The following is a 19,301-nucleotide window of genomic DNA, read 5'->3' as shown; positions in this document are numbered from 1 at the left end:
GGGTGCTGGGGCGACGCTTCGAGGTGTGGGGCGCCGCCGTCGCACTCGCCGTGGTCGCCCTCGCGATCGCGTTCGGCGTGCGCGACGGCTGGCGCGGGGTCGTGGACGCCGCGGCGTGGATCGCGGCGCTCGCGACGGTGCCGACGCTCGGCGTCGCGGGCTTCGCGCATGCGATCGCGATGCGCCGCATGCAGCGGGTCAAGCCGCACGACCTCGCGATCGCGGGCGTCGGCATCGTCGCCACCGCGATCGTCGTCGTCGCGATCGTGCTCGCGCCGACGCGGCCGGACCTCGCGACCGGCCTGCTGCACTGCTGCTGGCCCGCCTGGATCCTCGGGCTCGCCTTCGCGGCGTACCTGCTGCACGCGGCGACCTCGCGCCCGCTCTCCCCGGGGATGACGCCGCGCACGATCGTCGTGCTCGGTGGGGCGCTCAAGGGCAGGCACGTCGGCCCCTTGCTGCGCCGCCGCGTCGAGCGGGCGGCGGCCCTGTGGCATGCGGGCGATCCCAGCGTGCGGATGGTCGCGTCCGGCGGGCAGGGCCGCGACGAGCCCCGCAGCGAGGCGGCGGCGATGGCCGAGCACCTCGTGGAGGCGTGCGGCGTGCCCGCCGCGGCGATCGACCTCGAGGACCGGTCGACCTCGACCGAGGAGAACCTCGTGCGCACCCGCGCGCTCGGCGCGGCCGAGCCGTGGCTCGTCGTGACGAGCGAGTACCACGTGCCCCGCACGCGGATGCTGCTGCAGCGCCTGGGCATCGAGGGCGACGCGATCGACTCGTGGTCGAGCCCCGTCTACCGACCCGGCGCCCTCGTGCGCGAGCTCGCCGCGACCGTGCGGCCCTCGCGCGGCACGCTGCTCGTGCTCGGCGTGCTCGCCGTCGCCATGACGATCGTCGGCGTCGTCCGCACGGCGGGGCTCGTCGGCTGATCCCGGCGGCCCGGCTGCATAGGGTGGAGGGATGCCCGGGCCTCTCACGCTGGCGCTCGCGATCGTCGGCGTCGTCCTCGCAGCACGCGACCCGCGCCGCCTCGCACCCGGCATCCTCCTGACGCTCGCCGTCACCTCGCTCGTCACGGCCCTCGCGTCGTCGCTCGTCACGACGCTCGGCGACGTCGGCGCGGTGCTCGGCGTCGACGACCAGGCGCGCCTGCTCGGGCAGGCGGCGCTGCTCGTCGGCATCCCGGTGCTCTCGGGCCTCGTGCTCGGCTCGGCGCTCGTGGTGAACGGCGTGCTCATGCTGCTGCGGGAGCGGCGCTCGCCCGCGCATCTGCTCTCGCTCCTCGCCGGCGTCGCGATCCTCGCGCTGTACGCGCTCGGCTGGCTCACGATCGCCGCCGAGCTCGGCGGGGTCGTCGTGCTCGTGCTCGTGCTCGCCGCGCCCATCGGCTACCTCGGCCTCGTGCTGCTCGCGTACCTGCTGTGGTCGCTCGTCTACGCGCGCATCGCCGCGCGTGCGCCGGTCGCCGCGGCGGTCGTCGTGCTCGGCGCCGGGCTCGTCGACGGCCGCGTGTCGCCGTTGCTCGCGGCCCGCGTCGCGCGCGGCGTCGCGCTCGCCGACGAGGATCCGCGCACGCTGCTCGTGCTCTCGGGAGGGCAGGGCGCCGACGAGCCGCGCAGCGAGGCGTCGGCCATGGCCGAGCACGCCGAGTCGCTCGGCGTCGCACGCGATCGGCTGCTGCTCGAGGAGGCGTCGACCACGACCGAGGAGAACCTGCAGCGGACGCGAGCGCTCCTCGAGGAGCGCGGCGTGCTCGGCCCCGTGACGGTCGTGACGAGCGACTACCACGCGTTCCGCGCCGCGACGCTGCTGCGCACGCTCGGCATCCGAGGGCACGCGCGCGGTGCGCGCACGGCCCGCTACTACCTGCCGAGCGCGCTGCTGCGCGAGTACGTCGCGCTGCTGCGCGACCACCTCCGGGTGCACGCCGCGATCGTGGGCGTGCTGCTCGTGCCGTTCGCCGCGCTGCTCGTGCTCACGGTGCTCCGCGTCGTCGGCGCCTGACGCGCACCAGCGCACCGCGACCGCGGATGCGCTCGGCTCCGTAGGATGGACGCATCCCTTCCTCCGAGCTGGAGACGCATGTCCGACATCACCCGCGAGCAGGTCGAGCACCTCGCCGGCCTCTCGCGCATCGCCCTCACCGACGAGGAGATCGAGAGCCTCACCACCGAGCTCTCGGCCATCGTCGACGCCATCGCGAAGGTCTCGGAGGCCGTCGGCGACGACGTGCCCGCCACGAGCCACCCCGTGCCGCTCGCGAACGTGACGCGCCCCGACGTCGAGGGCGCGACCCTCAGCCACGCCGAGGCGTTCGCCGGGGCGCCGAGCCACGACGGCGAGCGCTTCCGCGTCTCCGCGATCCTGGGGGAGGAGCAGTGACCTCGCAGGACCTCACCCGCAGCTCCGGCGCCGAGCTCGCAGGCCTCCTCGCCGCCGGCGACGTCTCGAGCGTCGAGGCGACGCAGGCGCACCTCGACCGCATCGCGGCCGTCGACGGCGAGCTGCACGCGTTCCTCCACGTCAACGCCGGCGCCCTCGACGAGGCGCGCGCCATCGACGATCGGCGTGCCGCAGGCGAGCGGCTGCACGAGCTCGCGGGCGCGCCCGTCGCGATCAAGGACGTGCTGTGCACGATCGGCATGCCGTCGACGTCGGGCTCGCGCATCCTCGAGGGCTGGGTGCCGCCCTACGACGCGACGCCCGTCGCGCGCCTGAAGGCCGCGGGCCTCGTCGCGCTCGGCAAGACGAACATGGACGAGTTCGCCATGGGCTCCTCGACCGAGCACTCGGCGTACGGCCCCACGCGCAACCCGTGGGACCTCGAGCGCATCCCCGGCGGCTCCGGCGGTGGCTCGGCGGCGGCGGTCGCGGCCTTCGAGGCGCCGTTCGCCCTCGGCTCCGACACCGGTGGCTCGATCCGTCAGCCGGCGGCGGTCACCGGCTCCGTCGGCGTCAAGCCCACGTACGGCGGCGTCAGCAGGTACGGCGCCATCGCGCTGGCCTCGAGCCTCGACCAGGTCGGCCCCGTGTCGCGCACGGTGCTCGACTCGGCGCTCATCCACGACGTCATCGGCGGCCACGACCCGCACGACTCCACGTCGCTGCAGCGCGAGTGGCCGTCGTTCGCCGCCGCCGCGCGCGAGGGCGCCGCATCCGGCTCGCTCGCGGGCCTGAAGGTCGGCGTCATCCGCGAGCTCGACACCGACGGCATCGCCGCCGACGTTGCGGCGCGCTTCCACGAGACCGTCGCGCTCATCGAGCGCGCAGGCGGCGAGGTCGTCGAGGTGTCGATGCCGAGCGTCGAGTACGCCGTCGCCGCCTACTACCTCATCCTGCCCGCCGAGGCCTCCTCGAACCTCGCCCGCTTCGACTCCGTGCGCTTCGGCCTGCGCGTCGAGCAGGGAGGCACGGTCGAGGACGTCATGGCCGCGTCGCGGGAGGCCGGGTTCGGCCCCGAGGTGAAGCGCCGCATCATCCTCGGCACCTACGCGCTGAGCGCCGGCTACTACGACGCCTACTACGGCTCGGCCCAGCAGGTGCGCACGCTCATCCAGCGCGACTTCGACGCCGCGTTCGCGCAGGCCGACGTGCTCGTCTCGCCCTCGGCGCCCACGACGGCGTTCCGGCTCGGCGAGAAGATCGACGATCCGCTCGCGATGTACGCCAACGACATCACGACCATCCCCGCGAACCTCGCGGGCATCCCCGGCATGTCGATCCCCATGGGCCTCGGCGACGACGGCCTGCCCGTGGGGCTGCAGCTGCTCGCGCCGCACTTCGAGGACGTGCGGCTCTACCGCGCCGGCGCGACGATCGAGGCGCTGCTCGCCGAGCAGTGGGGCGGCATCCTCGCCACCAAGGCACCGGCACTCACGGGAGGAGCACGATGAAGGACCGCCTCATGGACTTCGACGAGGCCCTCGAGCGCTACGAGCCCGTGCTCGGCTTCGAGGTGCACGTCGAGCTCGGCACGCGCACGAAGATGTTCTCGGCCGCGCCCAACCCGGCGCATCCCGACCACCACGACGCGGCGCCGAACACGCTCATCGACCCGCTGAGCCTCGGCCTGCCCGGCAGCCTGCCCGTCGTGAACGACGAGGCCATCCGGTACTCGATCTCGCTGGGCCTCGCGCTCGGCTGCGAGATCGCCGAGTCGAGCCGCTTCGCGCGCAAGAACTACTACTACCCGGACACGCCGAAGAACTACCAGATCTCGCAGTACGACGAGCCCATCGCCTTCGAGGGCTCCGTCGAGGTGCAGCTGGCCGACGGCCGGCGGATCGACATCCCGATCGAGCGCGCGCACATGGAGGAGGACGCCGGCAAGCTCACGCACGTCGGCGGCGCCACCGGCCGCATCCAGGGCGCCGAGTACTCGCTCGTCGACTACAACCGCGCGGGCGTGCCGCTCGTCGAGATCGTGACGAAGCCCATCGTGGGCGCCGAGCACTCGGCACCCGAGATCGCGAAGGCCTACGTCGCCACGATCCGCGACATCGTGCTGTCGCTCGGCATCTCCGAGGCGCGCATGGAGCGCGGCAACCTGCGCTGCGACGCCAACGTGTCGCTGCGCCCCCGCGGCCAGGAGCGGTTCGGCACGCGCACCGAGACGAAGAACGTGAACTCGCTGCGCTCGGTCGAGCGCGCGGTGCGCTACGAGATCCAGCGGCAGGCGGCGATCCTCGCCGGCGGCGGCACGATCACCCAGGAGACGCGCCACTGGCACGAGGACACCGGCACGACCAGCCCCGGTCGACCGAAGTCCGACGCCGACGACTACCGGTACTTCCCCGAGCCCGACCTGCTGCCCGTGGAGCCGACGCGCGAGCTCGTCGAGCAGCTGCGCGCCGCGCTGCCCGAGCAGCCCGCCGTGCGCCGGCGCCGGCTGCAGTCCGACTGGGGCTTCACCGACCTCGAGCTGCAGGACGTCGTCAACGCCGGCCTGCTCGACACGATCGAGGCGACGGTCGCCGCAGGCGCGTCACCGGCTGCGGCCCGCAAGTGGTGGACGGGCGAGCTCGCTCGCGTCGCCAACGAGCGCGGCGTCGACGCCGCGTCGCTCGTGACGCCGGGGCACGTGGCGGAGCTGCAGCGACTCGTCGACGAGGGCACGCTCACCGACCGCCTCGCGCGACAGGCGCTCGAGGGCGTCGTCGCGGGCGAGGGGTCGCCGTCGGAGGTCGCCGCCGCGCGCGGGCTGCAGGTCGTCTCCGACGAGGGTGCGCTCGTCGCCGCCGTCGACGAGGCGCTCGCGGCGCAGCCGGACGTGCTCGCGAAGATCCAGGACGGCAAGGTGCAGGCCGCCGGCGCCGTCATCGGCGCCGTCATGAAGGCGATGCGCGGCCAGGCCGATGCCGCGCGCGTCCGCGAGATCGTGCTCGAGCGCGCAGCGCAGTCGTAGCGAGCCGCGCGTCCAGCGCATCGATGGGGTCTCGGCGACACGCCGAGGCCCCATCCGCATCTCCTTCGATCTCCGAACCATCTTCTTCGTCGTTCGTCAAGGGGCGGAGCGGACTTCGTCATAGGGCGCTCCAAGGTGCGAAGGTTCTCGAGACGGGGCATCCCGAGCGGCTCATGAGGCCGCGGCCCCCAACGGAAGGAACGCACCATGGGAATCATCGGTTGGATCGTGCTCGGCCTCGTGGCCGGAGCCATCGCGAAGCTGATCCTCCCCGGCAAGCAGGGTGGTGGCTGGATCATCACGCTCGTGCTGGGCGTCGTCGGAGCGCTCCTCGGAGGCTTCATCGGATCCGCTGTCTTCGGCGTCGGTCTCGAGGGCTTCTTCGACATCACCACGTGGCTGCTGGCCATCGGCGGCGCGATCATCGTGCTGCTGATCTACGGCCTCATCACGCGCGGCAGCCGCGGCAAGACGCGCGCCTGACGCAGGAGCTTCGAAGGGGGTCGGCCATGAGGCCGGCCCCCTTCGTCATGCGCGCACCTCAGGCGAGCGCCGCCAGCTCGTCGACATGGTCGAGGTCCGTGATGTCGAGGCACTGCAGGTAGACGCGCTCCGCGCCCATCGCGCGCACCTGCGCGAGGCGATCGGCGGCCTCGGCGGGCGTGCCGGCGATGCCGTGCTCGCGCAGCTCGGCGGGCTCGCGGCCGATGGCCGCGGCGCGACGCACGAACTGCTCCTCCGTCTGACCGATGCACGCCACGAGCGCGACCGAGTAGGTCATGGGCGCCGTGCGCTCGGCCTCGGCGACCGCATCCCGCACGCGCGCGAACGCGCCCTCGATGGCGTCGAGCTCCGGGAACGGGACGTTGAACTCCGTCGCGTACCGCGCCGCGATCGCGGGCGTGCGCGTGGGGCCATGGCCGCCGACGAGCACGGGCACCGGCGACTGCACGGGCTTCGGCAGGGCGGGGGAGTCGGTGAGCGCGTAGTGCTCGCCCGCGAACGAGAACGTCTCGCCCGTCGGCGTCTCCCAGAGGCCCGTGACGACGGCGAGCTGCTCCTCGAGCAGGTCGAAGCGCCGCTTCGGGAAGGGGATGCCGTACGCGGCGTGCTCCTCGGCGAACCAGCCGGTGCCGAGCCCGAGCTCGACGCGGCCGCCCGACATGGCGTCGACGTTCGCCACCTGGATCGCCAGCACGCCGGGCAGGCGGTACGTCACCGACGACACGAGCGTGCCGAGGCGGATCGTGGAGGTGTCGCGCGCGAGGCCCGCGAGGCTCGTCCACGCATCCGTCGGCCCGTATCCGGGGTCGCCGTCGCCCATCCGCAGGTAGTGGTCGGAGCGGAAGAAGGCGTCGAACCCGGCGGACTCGGCACGCAGCGCGATGGCGAGCAGCTCGTCGTACGAGGCGCCCTGCTGGGGTTCGGTGAAGATGCGGAGGGTCATGCGCTCGAGCCTAAGCGCGTCCCCGCGAGCGCCGAGCCGAGGGCCATACGCTGGAGCGATGGAGTTCGGCTACTCGATCGGCTACTGGCGCCAAGGACCGCCGCCCAAGGCTCTCGAGACGATCCAGGCTGCGGAGCGGCTCGGGTTCGACTCGGTGTGGACGGCGGAGGCGTACGGCTCGGATGCGTTCACCCCGCTCGCGTGGTGGGGCGCGGGCACCTCGACGATCCGCCTCGCGACGGGCATCGCGCAGCTGTCGGCGCGCACCCCGGCGGCGACGGCGATGCAGGCGATGACGCTCGACCATCTCTCGGGCGGTCGCGTGATCCTGGGCGTCGGCGCCTCGGGGCCGCAGGTCGTCGAGGGCTGGTACGGACAGCCGTATCCGCGGCCGCTCGCCCGCACGCGCGAGTACGTCGCGATCCTGCGCGCCGTCATGGCCAGGCAGGCGCCCGTGACGGCACCCGGTCCGCAGCTGCCGCTGCCGCGCACCGGCGAGGGCACGACGGGGCTCGGCAAGCCGCTCCTGTCGACGCTGCATCCCTCGCGCGAGCACATCCCCATCCACCTCGCCGCCGAGGGCCCGAGGAACACGGCGCTCGCCGCCGAGATCGCCGACGGCTGGCTGCCGTTCCTGCTGTCGCCGGCCCTCGACGGCGAGGCGCGCGCGAACCTCGCGGAGGGCTTCGCGAAGCGCGACGCCGCGCTGCCGCCGGCATCCGACTTCGAGGTCTCGCTGCCCGTGCCCGTCGTGGTCGACGACGACGTCGAGCGCGCCGCCGATCAGGTGCGACCGATGATCGCGCTCTACGTGGGCGGCATGGGCGCCAAGGGGCAGAACTTCCACCTCGACGCCGTCGCGCGCCTCGGCTACGAGGCCGAGTGCGAGGTCATCCAGGAGCGGTACCTCGCCGGTGACAAGGCCGGCGCCATCGCCGCCGTGCCCACCCGCCTCGTCGAGGAGATCGGCCTCGTCGGCCCGATGGCGAAGCTGCGCGACGACCTGCAGCGCTGGGAGTCGACCGTCGTCACGCGCATGCTCGTGCAGGGCGACGTCGCCGCGCTCGAGGCCGTCGCCGAGCTGCGCTCGTGACGATGGACTGGGGGTCGTGGGGCGGCGACGTGCTCTCGGCCGAGGCGAAGGCGGCCCGCGCGCCCAAGGCGCCGCGGCAGGTGCCCGCCGATCGCGACCTCGTCGTCGAGACGGGGGAGGGATTCGTCGGCGCCGTCGTCGGCATCGAGGCGGGGCACGTGCAGCTCGAGGATCGCCGCGGCACGGTGCGGCTGTTCCCGCTCGGCCTCGGCTTCCTCGTCGACGGGGAGGCGATCGAGCTCGTGAAGCCCCGCGCGGCCGCGAGCCAGGCGCCGACGCGCACCGCCTCGGGCTCGCGCGCCGTCGTCGACCACCGCGCACGCGTCGCGCTGCCGAGCCGGATCCTCGTCGAGGGCACGCACGACGCCGAGCTCGTCGAGCGGGTGTGGGGCCACGACCTGCGCGTCGAGGGCGTCGCCGTCGAGCCGCTCGGCGGCATCGACGACCTCGCAGCGCTCGTCGCCGAGCACCGTCCGAGCGCCGAGCGTCGCCTCGGCATCCTCGTCGACCACCTCGTGCCCGGCTCGAAGGAGTCGCGCATCGCCGCGGAGGTCGAGCGCGGCCCGCACGCTCGGCACGTGCGCATCGTCGGCCATCCGTACATCGACGTGTGGCAGGCCGTGAAGCCGGCCCGCGTCGGCCTCGAGCGCTGGCCCGACGTGCCGCGCAGCGAGGACTGGAAGCGCGGCACGCTGCGTCGCCTCGGCCTGCCCCATGACGACCAGGCGGACGTCGCACGCGGCTGGCAGCGCATCCTCTCGCGCGTGCGCGACTGGAACGACCTCGAGCCCGCGCTGCTCGCGCGCGTCGAGGAGCTCATCGACTTCGTCACCGCCCCCTGACCCGAGCCCGCGACCCATCGGGGCACGAGGGCGCGCGGATGGGTGCATGCTGAGCACGTGACCGTGCCCGCAGCAGCCGCGACGACGCCCCGCGCGATCCAGGCGACCTACCTCGGGCTCACGGCGTCGACCACGCTCGCGACGAGCATGATCTGGGGCATCAACACGATCTTCCTGCTCGACGCGGGGCTGACGAACCTCGAGGCGTTCGCCGCCAACGCGTTCTACACCGTGGGGCTGCTGCTGTTCGAGATACCCACGGGCGTCGTCGCCGACCTGCGCGGTCGACGGCTGTCGTTCCTGCTCGGATCGGCGGTGCTCGCCGCATCCACGGGCCTCTACGTGCTGCTGTGGGTGTGGGAGTCGCCGTTCTGGGGCTGGGCGGCGGCGTCGCTGCTGCTCGGCTTCGGCTACACGTTCTTCTCGGGTGCGATCGAGGCGTGGGTCGTGGATGCGCTCCGCTCCGCCGGGTTCGCGGGCTCGCTCGACGGCGTCTTCGGGCGCGCCCAGGCGGCGTCGGGCGCGGCGATGCTCGTCGGCTCGGTGCTCGGCGGCGTGCTCGCGCAGGTCGCGGGGCTCTGGCTGCCGTTCGTGCTGCGCTCCGCGCTGCTCGTCGTGAGCCTCGTCGTCGCGGCGATCTGGATGCACGACCTCGGCTTCGCGCCCATGCGCGCGCGGGCGAGCGTCGCGATGCGCGACCTGCTGCGCGTCTCGGTCGACGTGGGCCTTCGCGACGGCAGGCTGCGGTGGCTCATGCTCGCCGGCCCGTTCGTCGGCGGCTCGATGGGCTACGTGTTCTACGCAGCGCAGCCGTACCTGCTCGAGCTGTACGGCGACGAGCGCGCGTTCGCGCTCGCGGGCATCGTCGCCGCGCTCGTGGCGGCGGCGCAGATCGTCGGCGGCATGCTCGCGGCGCCGCTGCGCCGTGTCGTGCACCTGCGCACGAGCCTCATGCTCGCCTCGCTCGTCGTCTCGACGGTCGCGCTCGTCGTCGCGGGCCTCACGACGTCGTTCTGGATCGCCGTCGCGGCCCTCGCCGTGTGGGGGCTCGCGCTCTCCACGCTCATGCCCGTGCGGCGCGCCTACCTCAACGCGTGCATCCCGTCGCAGCAGCGGGCGACGGTGCTGTCGTTCGACTCGCTGCTCGGCAGCGTCGGCGGCTTCGTGCAGCCGGCGTTCGGGCGCGCCGCCGATCTGCAGGGCTACGGCGTCACGATCGTCGCGTCGTCGGTGCTGCAGGCCATCGCGCTGCCGTTCGTGGTCGCGACGCGTCGACGGCGCGACCCTGTGGACGCGGGCGAGGCCTAGCGGCGCTCGCGCCCTCGCCACAGCAGTCCGACGAGCACGAGCGCGACGCCGCCGATCGCGCAGATCGCGAGGAGCGCGCCGGCCCACCCTCCTGCGCGCTACGCGTGCGCCTCGGGCTCCCGGTGGCTCACGGGCTCGACCTGGATCGTCGAGTGCTCGACGTCGAAGTGCTCGGCGATGCACGTCTGCACCTGCGTGAGGATCGCGGCGCCGTGCCCGTCGCGGAAGCAGCCGTCGGCCACGACGACGTGCGCCGTGAGCACCGGCAGGCCCGTGGCGATCTGCGAGGCGTGCAGGTCGTGCACGGCAGTCACGTGGTCGAGCTCGAGGATGTGGCTGCGCACGGCGTCGAGGTCGATCGCCTCGGGCGTCTCCTCGAGGAGGATGCGGCTCGAGGCGCGCAGCAGCACGAACGCCCTGGGGATGATGAGGCACGCGACGACCATCGCGGCGAGCGCATCCGCCTGCAGGAAGCCCGTGAGCGCGATGACGATGGCCGAGACGATGACGGCGACCGAGCCGAGCGCGTCGTTGACGACCTCGAGGAACGCCGCGCGCAGGTTGAGGTTGGCGTCGCGTGCCGACACGAGCACGAGGATCGCGATGACGTTGGCGACGAGGCCGAGGATGCCGAAGACGAGCAGCGGGCCGCCCTCGACCTCGGGCGGGTCGAGCAGGCGGCGCACGCCCTCGATGAGCGCGAAGACGCCGATCGCGAGCAGGATGCCTGCCTGCGCGGCCGCGCTCAGCACCTCGGCGCGCGCGAAGCCCCACGTGCGTCGCGTCGTCGGCGGCCGCATCGCGAGGGTCGCGGCGACGAGCGACAGCGCGAGCCCGCCGACGTCGGTGAGCATGTGCCCCGTGTCGACGAGCAGCGACAGCGAGCCCGTGACGACGGCGCCGACGGCCTGGATGACGAGCACGCTCGCCGTGATGCCGAACGCGATCGCGAGACGACGGCGGTTCGCGACGGCGCCCTGCGCACCGTGGCCGTGGCCGTGGTCGTGTCCCGCGCCCATCAGGCGGCTCCGTGGTGGTGCTCGGCGTCGCCGTCGACGCGGGCGGCGAGCGCCGCGGCGGCGTCGAGCAGCACCGTGACCTCGTCGGGGGCGACGATCGAGTACCACGACGCGCGTCCCTCGGGCCTCGACGTCACGAGTCCGCAGTCGCGCAGGCACGCGAGGTGCGCGCTCACGGTCGACTGCGCGAGGTGGAGGTGGTCGGTGAGGTCGCGCACGCGGTGCTCGCCCTCCATGAGGTGCGTGAGCAGGCGGATGCGGCCGGGGTCCGACAGCGCGTGCAGCACCGTGGCCACACGCATCCGATCCATCGTCATGCGGCGATGATAGCGCCGGATGACGATCCGATGGAAGGTCAGGCGAGCGGCTCGACCTCGACGGGGAGCGCGATCTTCGCCGTGCGCCCGTCGCCCGACGAGCGGCCCGTGAGTCGTCGGCCGATCCACGGCAGCACGTGCGTGCGGTAGTAGACGGCGTCGCGGCGTCCCTCCGCCGTCGTCGCGGGCACGAGGTCCTCCCACGCCTCCGGCGCGTCGTAGCCGAGCGCATGCAGGAAGGTGGTCGCCGCCCGTGCGTGGCCCGCGGCGTTGAGATGCAGGCGGTCGTCGGTCCAGAAGCGACCGTGCTGCAGCTCGACGTCGGTCCAGTTGTCGACGAACGGCACGTCGAGCGCATCCGCCCACGACCGCACGGCGTCGCGCAGCGCGTCGCCGCGGCGCAGCATGACGGCGCCGCCCGCCATGACCGCCGAGGGGTTCGCACCCGAGACCATGACCGGCACGATGCCGGCGTCGAGGATGCGGTGCACGGCAGCCTCGAGCTGGCCGCTCACCCAGTCGATCGTCACGCGTGGGCGCAGGATGTCGTTGCCGCCGCCGTTGATCGACAGATGGCTCGGGCGCAGCGCGATCGCCGCATCGAGCTGCTCGTCGAGGATCGGCGCCAGCTTGCGGCCGCGCACGGCGAGGTTCGCGTACTCGATCGCCTCGCCCTGCGCCGTCGCAAGCCCCACGGCGGCGAGGTCGGCCCAGCCGCGCACGGCATCCGATCCGGCGACGACGTCGCCGTAGCCCTCCGTGAACGAGTCGCCGATCGCCACGAGTCTCGAGACATGCACGGGTCCAGGCTAGGCCGGGCGTACGATGGGCCTCAAACCACGGGAGTCCGGTGCGCCGGGCTGAGAGGAAGGCCGAAGCCTTCGACCGTCGAACCTGATCCGGGTCATGCCGGCGCAGGGAGCGATCTCACCCGTGCCCTTCCCTCGAGAGGCACAGCATGTCCACCATCACCGCGCCGTCGGGCGCTCCCACCGTCTCGCGCTTCCGCTGGCGCGTCGTCGACATCGTCACGGCATCCGTGCTCGCCGTCGCGTGCGGCCTGCTCTTCGTGCTCTGGAACGGCGTCGGCGGCGCCTGGTTCGCGGTCGCGGATGCGTTCACGCCCGGCTTCGGCGGCATCGCCGTGGGGCCGTGGCTGCTCGGCGGCGTCATCGGCGGGCTCGTGATCCGCAAGCCCGGCGCGGCGATCTTCGTCGAGGTCGTCGCCGCCAACGTGTCGACGCTGCTGGGCAGCCAGTGGGGCATCGAGACCGTGTACTCGGGCCTCGCGCAGGGCATCGGCGCCGAGCTCGTGCTCGCCGTGCTGCTGTACCGCCGCTTCGGCGTCGTCGCGGCCATGGCGGCCGGCGCCGGTGCCGCCGTCGGCGCCTGGACGCTCGAGCTGTTCCTCTCCGGCAACCTCGCGAAGGGCCCGGAGTTCCTGGGCATCTACCTCGGCACGCTCGTCGTGTCGGGCGCGGTGCTCGCGGGCCTCGTCGGCTGGCTCCTCGTGCGGGGCCTCGCCGCCACGGGCGCGCTGTCGCGGTTCGCGGCCGGGCGCGAGGCGCAGCGGCGCGCGTGACCGCCGCGTCGATCCGCGCCGCCGGATGGGGGTGGCGCCACGCGGCGCGCACCCGTCCGGCGGTCGCGGGCCTCGACCTGCGCGTCGAGCCGGGGGAGCGCGTGCTGCTGCTCGGGCCCTCGGGCGCGGGCAAGTCGACGCTGCTCGCGGGGCTCGCGGGCGTGCTCGGCGATGCCGAGGACGGCGAGGAGACGGGGTCGCTCGCCGTCGACGGCGCGCATCCCGCGACGACGCGCGGCACGGCTGGGCTCGTGCTGCAGGATCCGCAGGCCAACACGATCCTGTCGCGCGTGGGCGACGACGTGGCCTTCGGACCCGAGAACCTGCGCGTGCCGCGCGCCGAGATCTGGGCGCGCGTGCGCGACGCGCTCGACGCCGTCGGCCTCGACGTCGACCTCGACCGCTCCACGGCTGCCCTCTCGGGCGGCCAACGGCAGCGGCTCGCGCTCGCCGGCATCCTCGCGATGCGGCCCGGGCTCGTGCTCCTCGACGAGCCGACGGCCAACCTCGATCCCGACGGCGTCGTCGAGGTGCGCGACGCCGTCGTGCGCATGCTCGACGGGACGGGCGCGACGCTCGTGGTCGTCGAGCATCGCGTCGACACGTGGCTGCCGGTCGTCGACCGCGTCGTCGTGCTCGACCCTGGCGGCGGCGTGCTCGCCGACGGACCCGCGGATGCGGTGTTCGCACGCCATGGCGACGACCTTGCGGACCGGGGCGTGTGGGTGCCGGGCCACCCCGTCTCGATCGAGCGACGAGACGTCGCCCCGGGCGACGAGCTGCTGCGCGCGACGGGCCTCGTCGTCGGCCGCGACGCGCCCGTGCGCCCGCCCGTGGACCTCGCGCTCGCCGGCGGCACCTCGACGGTCGTGACGGGGCCGAACGGCGCGGGCAAGTCGACGCTCGCGCTCACGATGGCGTCGCTGCTGCCGCGGCTCGGCGGCTCGCTCGCGGCGTCGCCGACCCTCGCGGGCGAGCTCGGGCCCGACCCGGCGCGGTGGCGCTCGAGCGCGCTCGCGACGCGCATCGGCACGGTCTTCCAGGAGCCCGAGCACCAGCTCGTCGGCCGCACGGTGCGCGAGGAGCTCGGCATCGGGCTGCGTGCCGTCGGCGTGCCCCGCGCCGAGCACGCCGCACGCATCGACGCGCTGCTGCAGCGCCTGCGCCTCGATCGCCTCGCCGACGCGCACCCCTTCACGCTCTCGGGCGGCGAGCAGCGTCGGCTGTCGGTCGCGACGGTGCTCGCGACCGGTCCGCGCGTCATCGTGCTCGACGAGCCGACGTTCGGGCAGGACAGTCGCACGTGGCGCGAGCTCGTGACCCTCATGGCCGACCTCGTCGCCGACGGCGCGGCGCTGCTGTCGGTGACCCACGACGCCGACGTCGTGCGCGTGCTCGGCACGTCGACGCCGTCGGATCGCGTCGTGCGGCTGGACGCCGCATGATCGGCACCCGACGCGTCGCACCGCCGACGCACCTCGACCGCGTGAACCCCGTCACGCCCTTCCTCGCCGCCGTCGTGCTCTCGCTGCCGCTGCTCGTCACGATCGACGTCGTCAGCGCCTCCGTCGCGCTCGTGCTCGGCCTCGCGGGGCTCTTCGCCGCGGGCCTGCGACCGGCGACGATCGTGCGCCGCACGTGGCCCGTGCTCGTCGCGGCGCCGCTGTCGGGCATCAGCATGCTGCTCTACGCGCAGCCCGCCGGGCGCATCCACCTGCGCGTGTGGCTCGCCGTCATCAGCGACGACTCCATCGCCCTCGCCGTCGCGATCGTCGTGCGCGTGCTCGCCATCGGCGTGCCGACGCTCGCGATCCTCGCCGGCGTCGACGCGACGCGGCTCGGCGACGGGCTCGCGCAGGTGCTGCGGCTGCCCGCCCGCTTCGTGCTCGCCGCGCTTGCGGGCATCCGCCTGTTCGGGGTGCTGCGCGAGGACTGGGATGCGCTGGCCGCCGCCCGCCGAGCCCGGGGTCTCGGCGACGGCGGCCGCATCCGCCGCTGGCTCGGCATGGCGTTCACGGTGCTCGTCATCGCCGTGCGCCGCGGCGGCAGGCTCGCCACCGCGATGGAGGCGCGCGGCTTCGGCCACGGCGAGCGCACGTGGGCGCGCGAGTCTCGCCTCGGTCTCGCCGACGCCGTGCTGCTCGGCTCGGCGGTGCTCATCGTCGTCGCGGCGCTCGGCGCGTCGATCGCGACGGGCGCGTTCCGGCTGGTGGGCACATGAGCCGCATCTGGCTGCTCGACGGGCGCTCGGGCTCCGGCAAGACCGTGCTCGCCGACGCCCTCGCCGCCGAGCACGGCGGCACGGTCGTGCACATGGACGACCTCTACCCGGGCTGGGGCGGCCTCGACGCCGGCTCCGCCTACGCGCTCGAGCGCATCGTGCTGCCGCTGGCGCGCGGCGAGGGCGCCGTGTGGCGCCGGTGGGACTGGGCAGCGGATGCGCGCGCCGAGCAGCACCGGCTGCCCGCGGGATCCGGGCTCGTGCTCGAGGGCTGCGGCGCCCTGTCCCGCGCTGCGGCGGCTGTCGCGGAGCGAGCGATCTGGCTCGAGTGCGACGAGCGCACGCGGCGGGCGCGTGCGCTCGCCCGCGACGGCGTCGACGACTGGTGGGAGGGCTGGCGCGCCCAGGAGGACGTCTTCTACGCCCGCGAGGGGTCGCGGGCGCTGGCGACCGAGGTGCGTCGCTGTCCCTGACCCGGCCTCGACCGGCACGGGGGCATCGACGTCCGGGCGAGCCGTGCCACGATGGCGACATGGCTCAGCGACGACTGCCGACGGCCCGCACGACCGACCCGCGCGATGCGCCCTCCCTGCGCTGGGGCATCCTCGGCCCGGGATACATCGCCGCCGAGATGGTCGCGGCGCTGCAGCAGGGCACCGACCAGCAGGTCGTCGCGGTCGGCGGTCGCTCGGCCGAGCGTGCGGCGGCGTTCGCGGCGCAGCACGGCATCGGCGGCTCGGGCGACCAGGACTGGCTCCTCGCGCAGGACCTGGATGCGATCTACGTCGCGTCTCCGCACTCGGCGCACCACGAGCAGGCGCTCGCCGCCATCGCCGCCGGGCGCAGCGTGCTCGTGGAGAAGTCGTTCACGCGCAACGCGGGCGAGGCCGTCGAGGTGCTCGAGGCGGCACGGCACGCCGGCGTCGCCGTGGCCGAGGCGATGTGGTCGCGATTCCTGCCCGGCTACGACGTCGTGCGGCAGGCGGTCGAGCAGGGCGTGCTCGGCGAGCTGCGCTCCGTGACGGCCGACCACGGGCAGCTGCTGTGGCCCGAGGGACCAGCGCGGCTCGCCGAGCCGTCGCTCGCCGGCGGCGCGCTGCTCGACCTGGGCGTCTACCCCATCCACCTCGCGGCCATGCTGCTGCCCAAGGTCGATCGCGTGCACGCCACCGGGGCGCGCACGCCGCTCGGCGTCGACGAGCAGGAGGTCGTGACCCTCGCGGGTCCCGGCGGCGTGCTCGCGACGTGCCAGGCGTCGATGTCGGCCAAGAGCCCCACGACGGCCGTCGTCGCGGGCACCGAGGCGCGGCTCGAGCTCGCCGGCGACTTCTACCGGCCCACGACCATCCGCCTCGTCGCGCCCGACGGCGAGGTGCTCGACGTGTTCGAGCCCGACGAGCGCGAGCACGGCCTGCGCTACGAGGCCGTCGCGCTCGCCCGGGCGATCGCGGCGGGGGAGCAGGAGACGCCCGAGCTGCCGTGGAGCGAGACGCTGCGCGTCATGCGCATCATGGACGACGTGCGCGCGCAGCTCGGGGTCGTGCTGCCGGGCGAGTGAGCCGGAGGCGTCCGCATCCGTTGACGCGCCGATCGGGCGGTGGCAGAGTGGACGATCGAGCGTTGTAAACGTTTCCATCGATTCGAGGGAGAGTCGTGATGGTGCACGCAGTCTCGAGGGCCGTCGCGGCGGCGGCCGCGGCAGTCGCCACGATGGTCGCGCTCGTCGCGATCCCCGCCCTCCCGGCGGAGGCGGCGAGCGGGAGCGCCTCGCCCAGTCGCATCGAGTCGACCGTCGCACCCGCCGCCGAGGTCGGGGGCATCGACGCCGCCGTGTACCTGCCGCCCGGCTACGACGAGTCGGCTGCCGCGTATCCGAGCCTGTACCTCCTCCACGGTCGCGGCGACACGCTCAGCGCGTGGCAGCGCGTCGCGGGCACGCTCGACGCGCTCATCGCCGACGGCTCCATCCCGCCGATGATCGTCGTGATGCCCGATGCGCCCTGGAACGACCGCGGCAGCTGGTACGCCGACTCCGCCTATGCGGGCGACGCCGCCTCCGGGCCCGGCCTGCCTGTCGAGACGGCCATCGTCGAGGACCTCGTCGCGCACGTCGACGGCGCGTACCGCACCGTGGCGGATCGCGGCGCCCGCGCCGTCGGCGGCTACTCGATGGGTGGCGCGGGGGCCGTGCGCCTCGTGCTCGCCCACCAGGCCGTGTTCTCGGCCGCGATCGTGCTGAGCCCCGCCGTGTACGTGCCGCAGCCGCCCGCCGACTCCTCGGCGCGGGACTACGGCGCCTACGGCGTCGGCGACGCGCTCTTCGACGAGGAGCGGTTCACGGCGCTCTCGTACCCGACGGCGCTCGCCGCCGTCGATCCGAGCCTTCCGGTGCATCTCTTCATCGCGGTGGGCGACGACGAGTACGCCAACCCCGACCCTGCCGAGGCGATCCACGACCTCACGATGGAGGCGGCGTCGCTCTACACGGCCGCGCGCCGCGTCCCCGGCGTCACGGCCGAGCTGCGCGTGCTCGACGGCGGGCACGACTGGGACGTGTGGGAGCCCGCGTTCGCCGAGGGGGTGCAGGACGTGGCGGCGCGGCTGCGCACCTCGCCGCCGACGGCATGGGAGGCCGAGCTCGTCGGATCGAGCGGCGACGACCGAGCCGGCGGCATCGTCGCGACCGACGACGGCGGCACGATCGTCGCGCTCGCCGCGGCCGACGCGGTCGCCGGCAGAGGCGCGCACGTCGGCGGCCTCGACGTCGTCGTGCAGCGGCGCGATGCGGCCGGCGTCGTGGCGTGGTCGACGTCGCTCGCGACGTCCGCCGACGAGCGCGCGTACGGCCTCGTGCCCGATGGGGCAGGCGGGGTCATCGTCGCCGGCTCCACGCGGGGCGAGCTCGGCGGCTCCGGCGCGCCCCTCGAGCGCGACGACGCGTTCGTCGCCGCGATCGGACCCGACGGCGACGTGCGCTGGGTGACGCGGCTCGGCGCCGCGGACGCAGCCGATCGGCTCTACGCGGTGGCCGCGGACGGGGCGGGCGGCGCGGTCGCGACGGGATACACCAGCGGCTCGGTCGCGCAGCCGAGCGCGGGCGACAAGGACGTGCTCGTCGTGCACGTCGACGCCGACGGCGACGTCGTCATGCAGGCGCAGGTGGGCAGTCCCGGCGAGGACAAGGCCTACGGCATCGCGATGACGCCCGACGGTGCGATCGCGGTCGCGGGCGTCGCCGGCGGGGCGCTGCCCGGCGCTGCGTCGGCGGGCGGCGGCTCGGATGGCTTCCTGCTGCTGCTCGAAGCCGATGGCACGGTGCGGTGGGTGCAGCAGGTCGGCACGCCCGAGACCGACCAGCTGCTCGGGGTCGTGGCACGGACGGACGGATCCCTCGTGGGCATCGGCAGCACGCGCGGCACGCTCGGGGCATCCTCGTCGGGCGACCACGACGTGGTCGTGCTCGCCGTCGACGGGCTCGGGGCTGGGCTGTGGACGACGCAGGTGGGCACGAGCGGCGACGACCGGGGCGTCGCGGGCGTCGCGACCGACGACGGTGGCGTCGCCGTCGTGGCGGTCACGAGCGGCGCCCTGGGCGTGCCGATCGGCGGCGTCGACGTGGCGGTGCTGCCCGTCGACGCCGAGGGGACGGCGGGCGTCGCGACGCAGGTCGGATCGGTGCAGCGCGACGGCTCCGACGAGTGGGACGACGCGAACCTCCTCGCCGTGCGGGATCCGCTCGCGGCACGGCCGACCATGCTCGTCACGGGCCTGACCTACGGGGCGCCCGCGGGGGCGACCGCCATCGGCAGCGGCGACGTCTTCGTCATGCGGATGCCGCTCGCAGCGGGCGTCGAGCCCGGTGTGCCCGTCGGCCCGTCGCCGTCGGCGGGTGCCGTCGGCGCGCCGGCTGGCGGGGGGAGCGATGCCGCGCTACCGCGCCTCGGCGCGTCGATCGCGCTGCTGGCGCTCGTGCTCGGTGCCCTCGCGGCAGGTGCCGGCGCCGGGCTCGTCGGGAGATCGCGCCGTCGCCTCGCCTCGACGATGTGATCGCCGACGCGATCGGCCGGA

The 19,301-nt window shown here is 74.4% G+C and carries 19 protein-coding genes; 15 read left to right on the top strand and 4 right to left on the bottom strand.

The window, feature by feature from the left end; all coding sequences use genetic code 11:
- The first annotated feature begins 2 nt into the window (after positions 1-2).
- The 6 genes from FS793_RS03410 (at position 3) to FS793_RS03385 (ending at position 5,887) form a co-directional block, all read left to right on the top strand.
- Positions 3-929, top strand: coding sequence for a YdcF family protein (locus tag FS793_RS03410; protein ID WP_144718490.1), 927 nt, complete (start codon positions 3-5; stop codon positions 927-929).
- Between the two features lie 31 nt (positions 930-960).
- Positions 961-2,004, top strand: coding sequence for a YdcF family protein (locus FS793_RS03405; RefSeq protein WP_144718489.1), 1,044 nt, complete (start codon positions 961-963; stop codon positions 2,002-2,004).
- A gap of 78 nt (positions 2,005-2,082) precedes the next feature.
- Positions 2,083-2,382, top strand: a complete 300-nt coding sequence (gene gatC / locus FS793_RS03400; protein WP_144718488.1) for an Asp-tRNA(Asn)/Glu-tRNA(Gln) amidotransferase subunit GatC — start codon at positions 2,083-2,085, stop codon at positions 2,380-2,382.
- Positions 2,379-3,893: an Asp-tRNA(Asn)/Glu-tRNA(Gln) amidotransferase subunit GatA gene (gene gatA, locus FS793_RS03395; RefSeq protein WP_144718486.1), complete on the top strand. Its 1,515-nt coding sequence runs from the start codon at positions 2,379-2,381 to the stop codon at positions 3,891-3,893. The genes gatC and gatA overlap by 4 nt, the downstream gene beginning before the upstream one ends.
- Positions 3,890-5,404, top strand: a complete 1,515-nt coding sequence (gene gatB / locus FS793_RS03390; protein WP_144718484.1) for an Asp-tRNA(Asn)/Glu-tRNA(Gln) amidotransferase subunit GatB — start codon at positions 3,890-3,892, stop codon at positions 5,402-5,404. Before gatA ends, gatB begins: the two co-directional genes overlap by 4 nt.
- A 207-nt stretch (positions 5,405-5,611) precedes the next feature.
- Complete coding sequence (locus FS793_RS03385; protein WP_144718482.1) at positions 5,612-5,887, top strand: GlsB/YeaQ/YmgE family stress response membrane protein; 276 nt, start codon at positions 5,612-5,614, stop codon at positions 5,885-5,887.
- Positions 5,888-5,945: 58 nt separating this feature from the next.
- On the opposite strand, the gene FS793_RS03380 is transcribed toward FS793_RS03385, so the two are convergent.
- Positions 5,946-6,851 (bottom strand): LLM class F420-dependent oxidoreductase, encoded by a 906-nt coding sequence (locus tag FS793_RS03380; protein ID WP_144718480.1) that lies wholly within the window; start codon positions 6,849-6,851, stop codon positions 5,946-5,948.
- Positions 6,852-6,909: 58 nt separating this feature from the next.
- Between FS793_RS03380 and FS793_RS03375 the strand changes: the two genes are divergently transcribed.
- Genes FS793_RS03375 through FS793_RS03365 form a run of 3 tightly spaced genes read left to right on the top strand, consistent with a single transcriptional unit; the run spans position 6,910 to position 10,094 of the window.
- A complete protein-coding gene (locus FS793_RS03375) occupies positions 6,910-7,944 on the top strand; it encodes an LLM class F420-dependent oxidoreductase (RefSeq protein WP_144718478.1) in 1,035 nt (344 codons plus the stop codon).
- A gap of 2 nt (positions 7,945-7,946) precedes the next feature.
- Positions 7,947-8,786 carry a DUF3097 family protein gene (locus FS793_RS03370; RefSeq protein WP_144719750.1) on the top strand — a complete coding sequence of 280 codons (840 nt, stop codon included), beginning with the start codon at positions 7,947-7,949 and terminating at the stop codon, positions 8,784-8,786.
- A 57-nt stretch (positions 8,787-8,843) separates the two neighbouring features.
- The gene (locus tag FS793_RS03365) at positions 8,844-10,094 is read left to right on the top strand and encodes an MFS transporter (protein WP_260979999.1); all 1,251 of its coding nucleotides are present in this window, start codon (positions 8,844-8,846) and stop codon (positions 10,092-10,094) included.
- Between the two features lie 98 nt (positions 10,095-10,192).
- Here FS793_RS03365 and FS793_RS03360 read toward each other — a convergent pair whose 3' ends face one another.
- From FS793_RS03360 to FS793_RS03350, 3 genes are read right to left on the bottom strand one after another with little or no spacing between them, the layout of a single operon-like run.
- Positions 10,193-11,113, bottom strand: a complete 921-nt coding sequence (locus FS793_RS03360; protein ID WP_144718476.1) for a cation diffusion facilitator family transporter — start codon at positions 11,111-11,113, stop codon at positions 10,193-10,195.
- Entirely contained in the window at positions 11,113-11,430 is a 318-nt protein-coding gene (locus FS793_RS03355) for an ArsR/SmtB family transcription factor (RefSeq protein WP_144718474.1), read from the bottom strand. The genes FS793_RS03360 and FS793_RS03355 overlap by 1 nt, the downstream gene beginning before the upstream one ends.
- 38 nt (positions 11,431-11,468) lie before the next feature.
- Positions 11,469-12,230 carry an SGNH/GDSL hydrolase family protein gene (locus FS793_RS03350; RefSeq protein WP_144718472.1) on the bottom strand — a complete coding sequence of 254 codons (762 nt, stop codon included), beginning with the start codon at positions 12,228-12,230 and terminating at the stop codon, positions 11,469-11,471.
- Between the two features lie 158 nt (positions 12,231-12,388).
- On the opposite strand from FS793_RS03350, the gene FS793_RS16525 reads away from it, so the two are divergent.
- From FS793_RS16525 to FS793_RS03320, 6 genes are all read left to right on the top strand, one after another.
- Positions 12,389-13,012, top strand: a complete 624-nt coding sequence (locus tag FS793_RS16525; RefSeq protein WP_144718470.1) for an ECF transporter S component — start codon at positions 12,389-12,391, stop codon at positions 13,010-13,012.
- A complete protein-coding gene (locus FS793_RS03340) occupies positions 13,009-14,457 on the top strand; it encodes an ABC transporter ATP-binding protein (RefSeq protein ID WP_260979998.1) in 1,449 nt (482 codons plus the stop codon). The genes FS793_RS16525 and FS793_RS03340 overlap by 4 nt, the downstream gene beginning before the upstream one ends.
- Positions 14,454-15,233, top strand: coding sequence for an energy-coupling factor transporter transmembrane component T family protein (locus FS793_RS03335; RefSeq protein ID WP_144718468.1), 780 nt, complete (start codon positions 14,454-14,456; stop codon positions 15,231-15,233). The genes FS793_RS03340 and FS793_RS03335 overlap by 4 nt, the downstream gene beginning before the upstream one ends.
- Entirely contained in the window at positions 15,230-15,706 is a 477-nt protein-coding gene (locus tag FS793_RS03330; protein ID WP_144718466.1) for an ATP-binding protein, read from the top strand. Before FS793_RS03335 ends, FS793_RS03330 begins: the two co-directional genes overlap by 4 nt.
- Positions 15,707-15,765: 59 nt before the next feature.
- Positions 15,766-16,791: a Gfo/Idh/MocA family protein gene (locus tag FS793_RS03325; RefSeq protein ID WP_144718464.1), complete on the top strand. Its 1,026-nt coding sequence runs from the start codon at positions 15,766-15,768 to the stop codon at positions 16,789-16,791.
- Between the two features lie 98 nt (positions 16,792-16,889).
- Positions 16,890-19,280 (top strand): alpha/beta hydrolase, encoded by a 2,391-nt coding sequence (locus FS793_RS03320; RefSeq protein ID WP_144718462.1) that lies wholly within the window; start codon positions 16,890-16,892, stop codon positions 19,278-19,280.
- The last annotated feature ends 21 nt before the right edge of the window (positions 19,281-19,301 follow it).

Origin of the sequence: Agrococcus jejuensis, from assembly GCF_007679035.1 — a bacterium.
GTDB classification, from domain to species: Bacteria; Actinomycetota; Actinomycetes; order Actinomycetales; family Microbacteriaceae; genus Agrococcus; species Agrococcus jejuensis_A.
The sequence above is the reverse complement of the archived record's forward strand: the minus strand, read 5'-3'. Positions and strand labels throughout refer to the sequence as shown.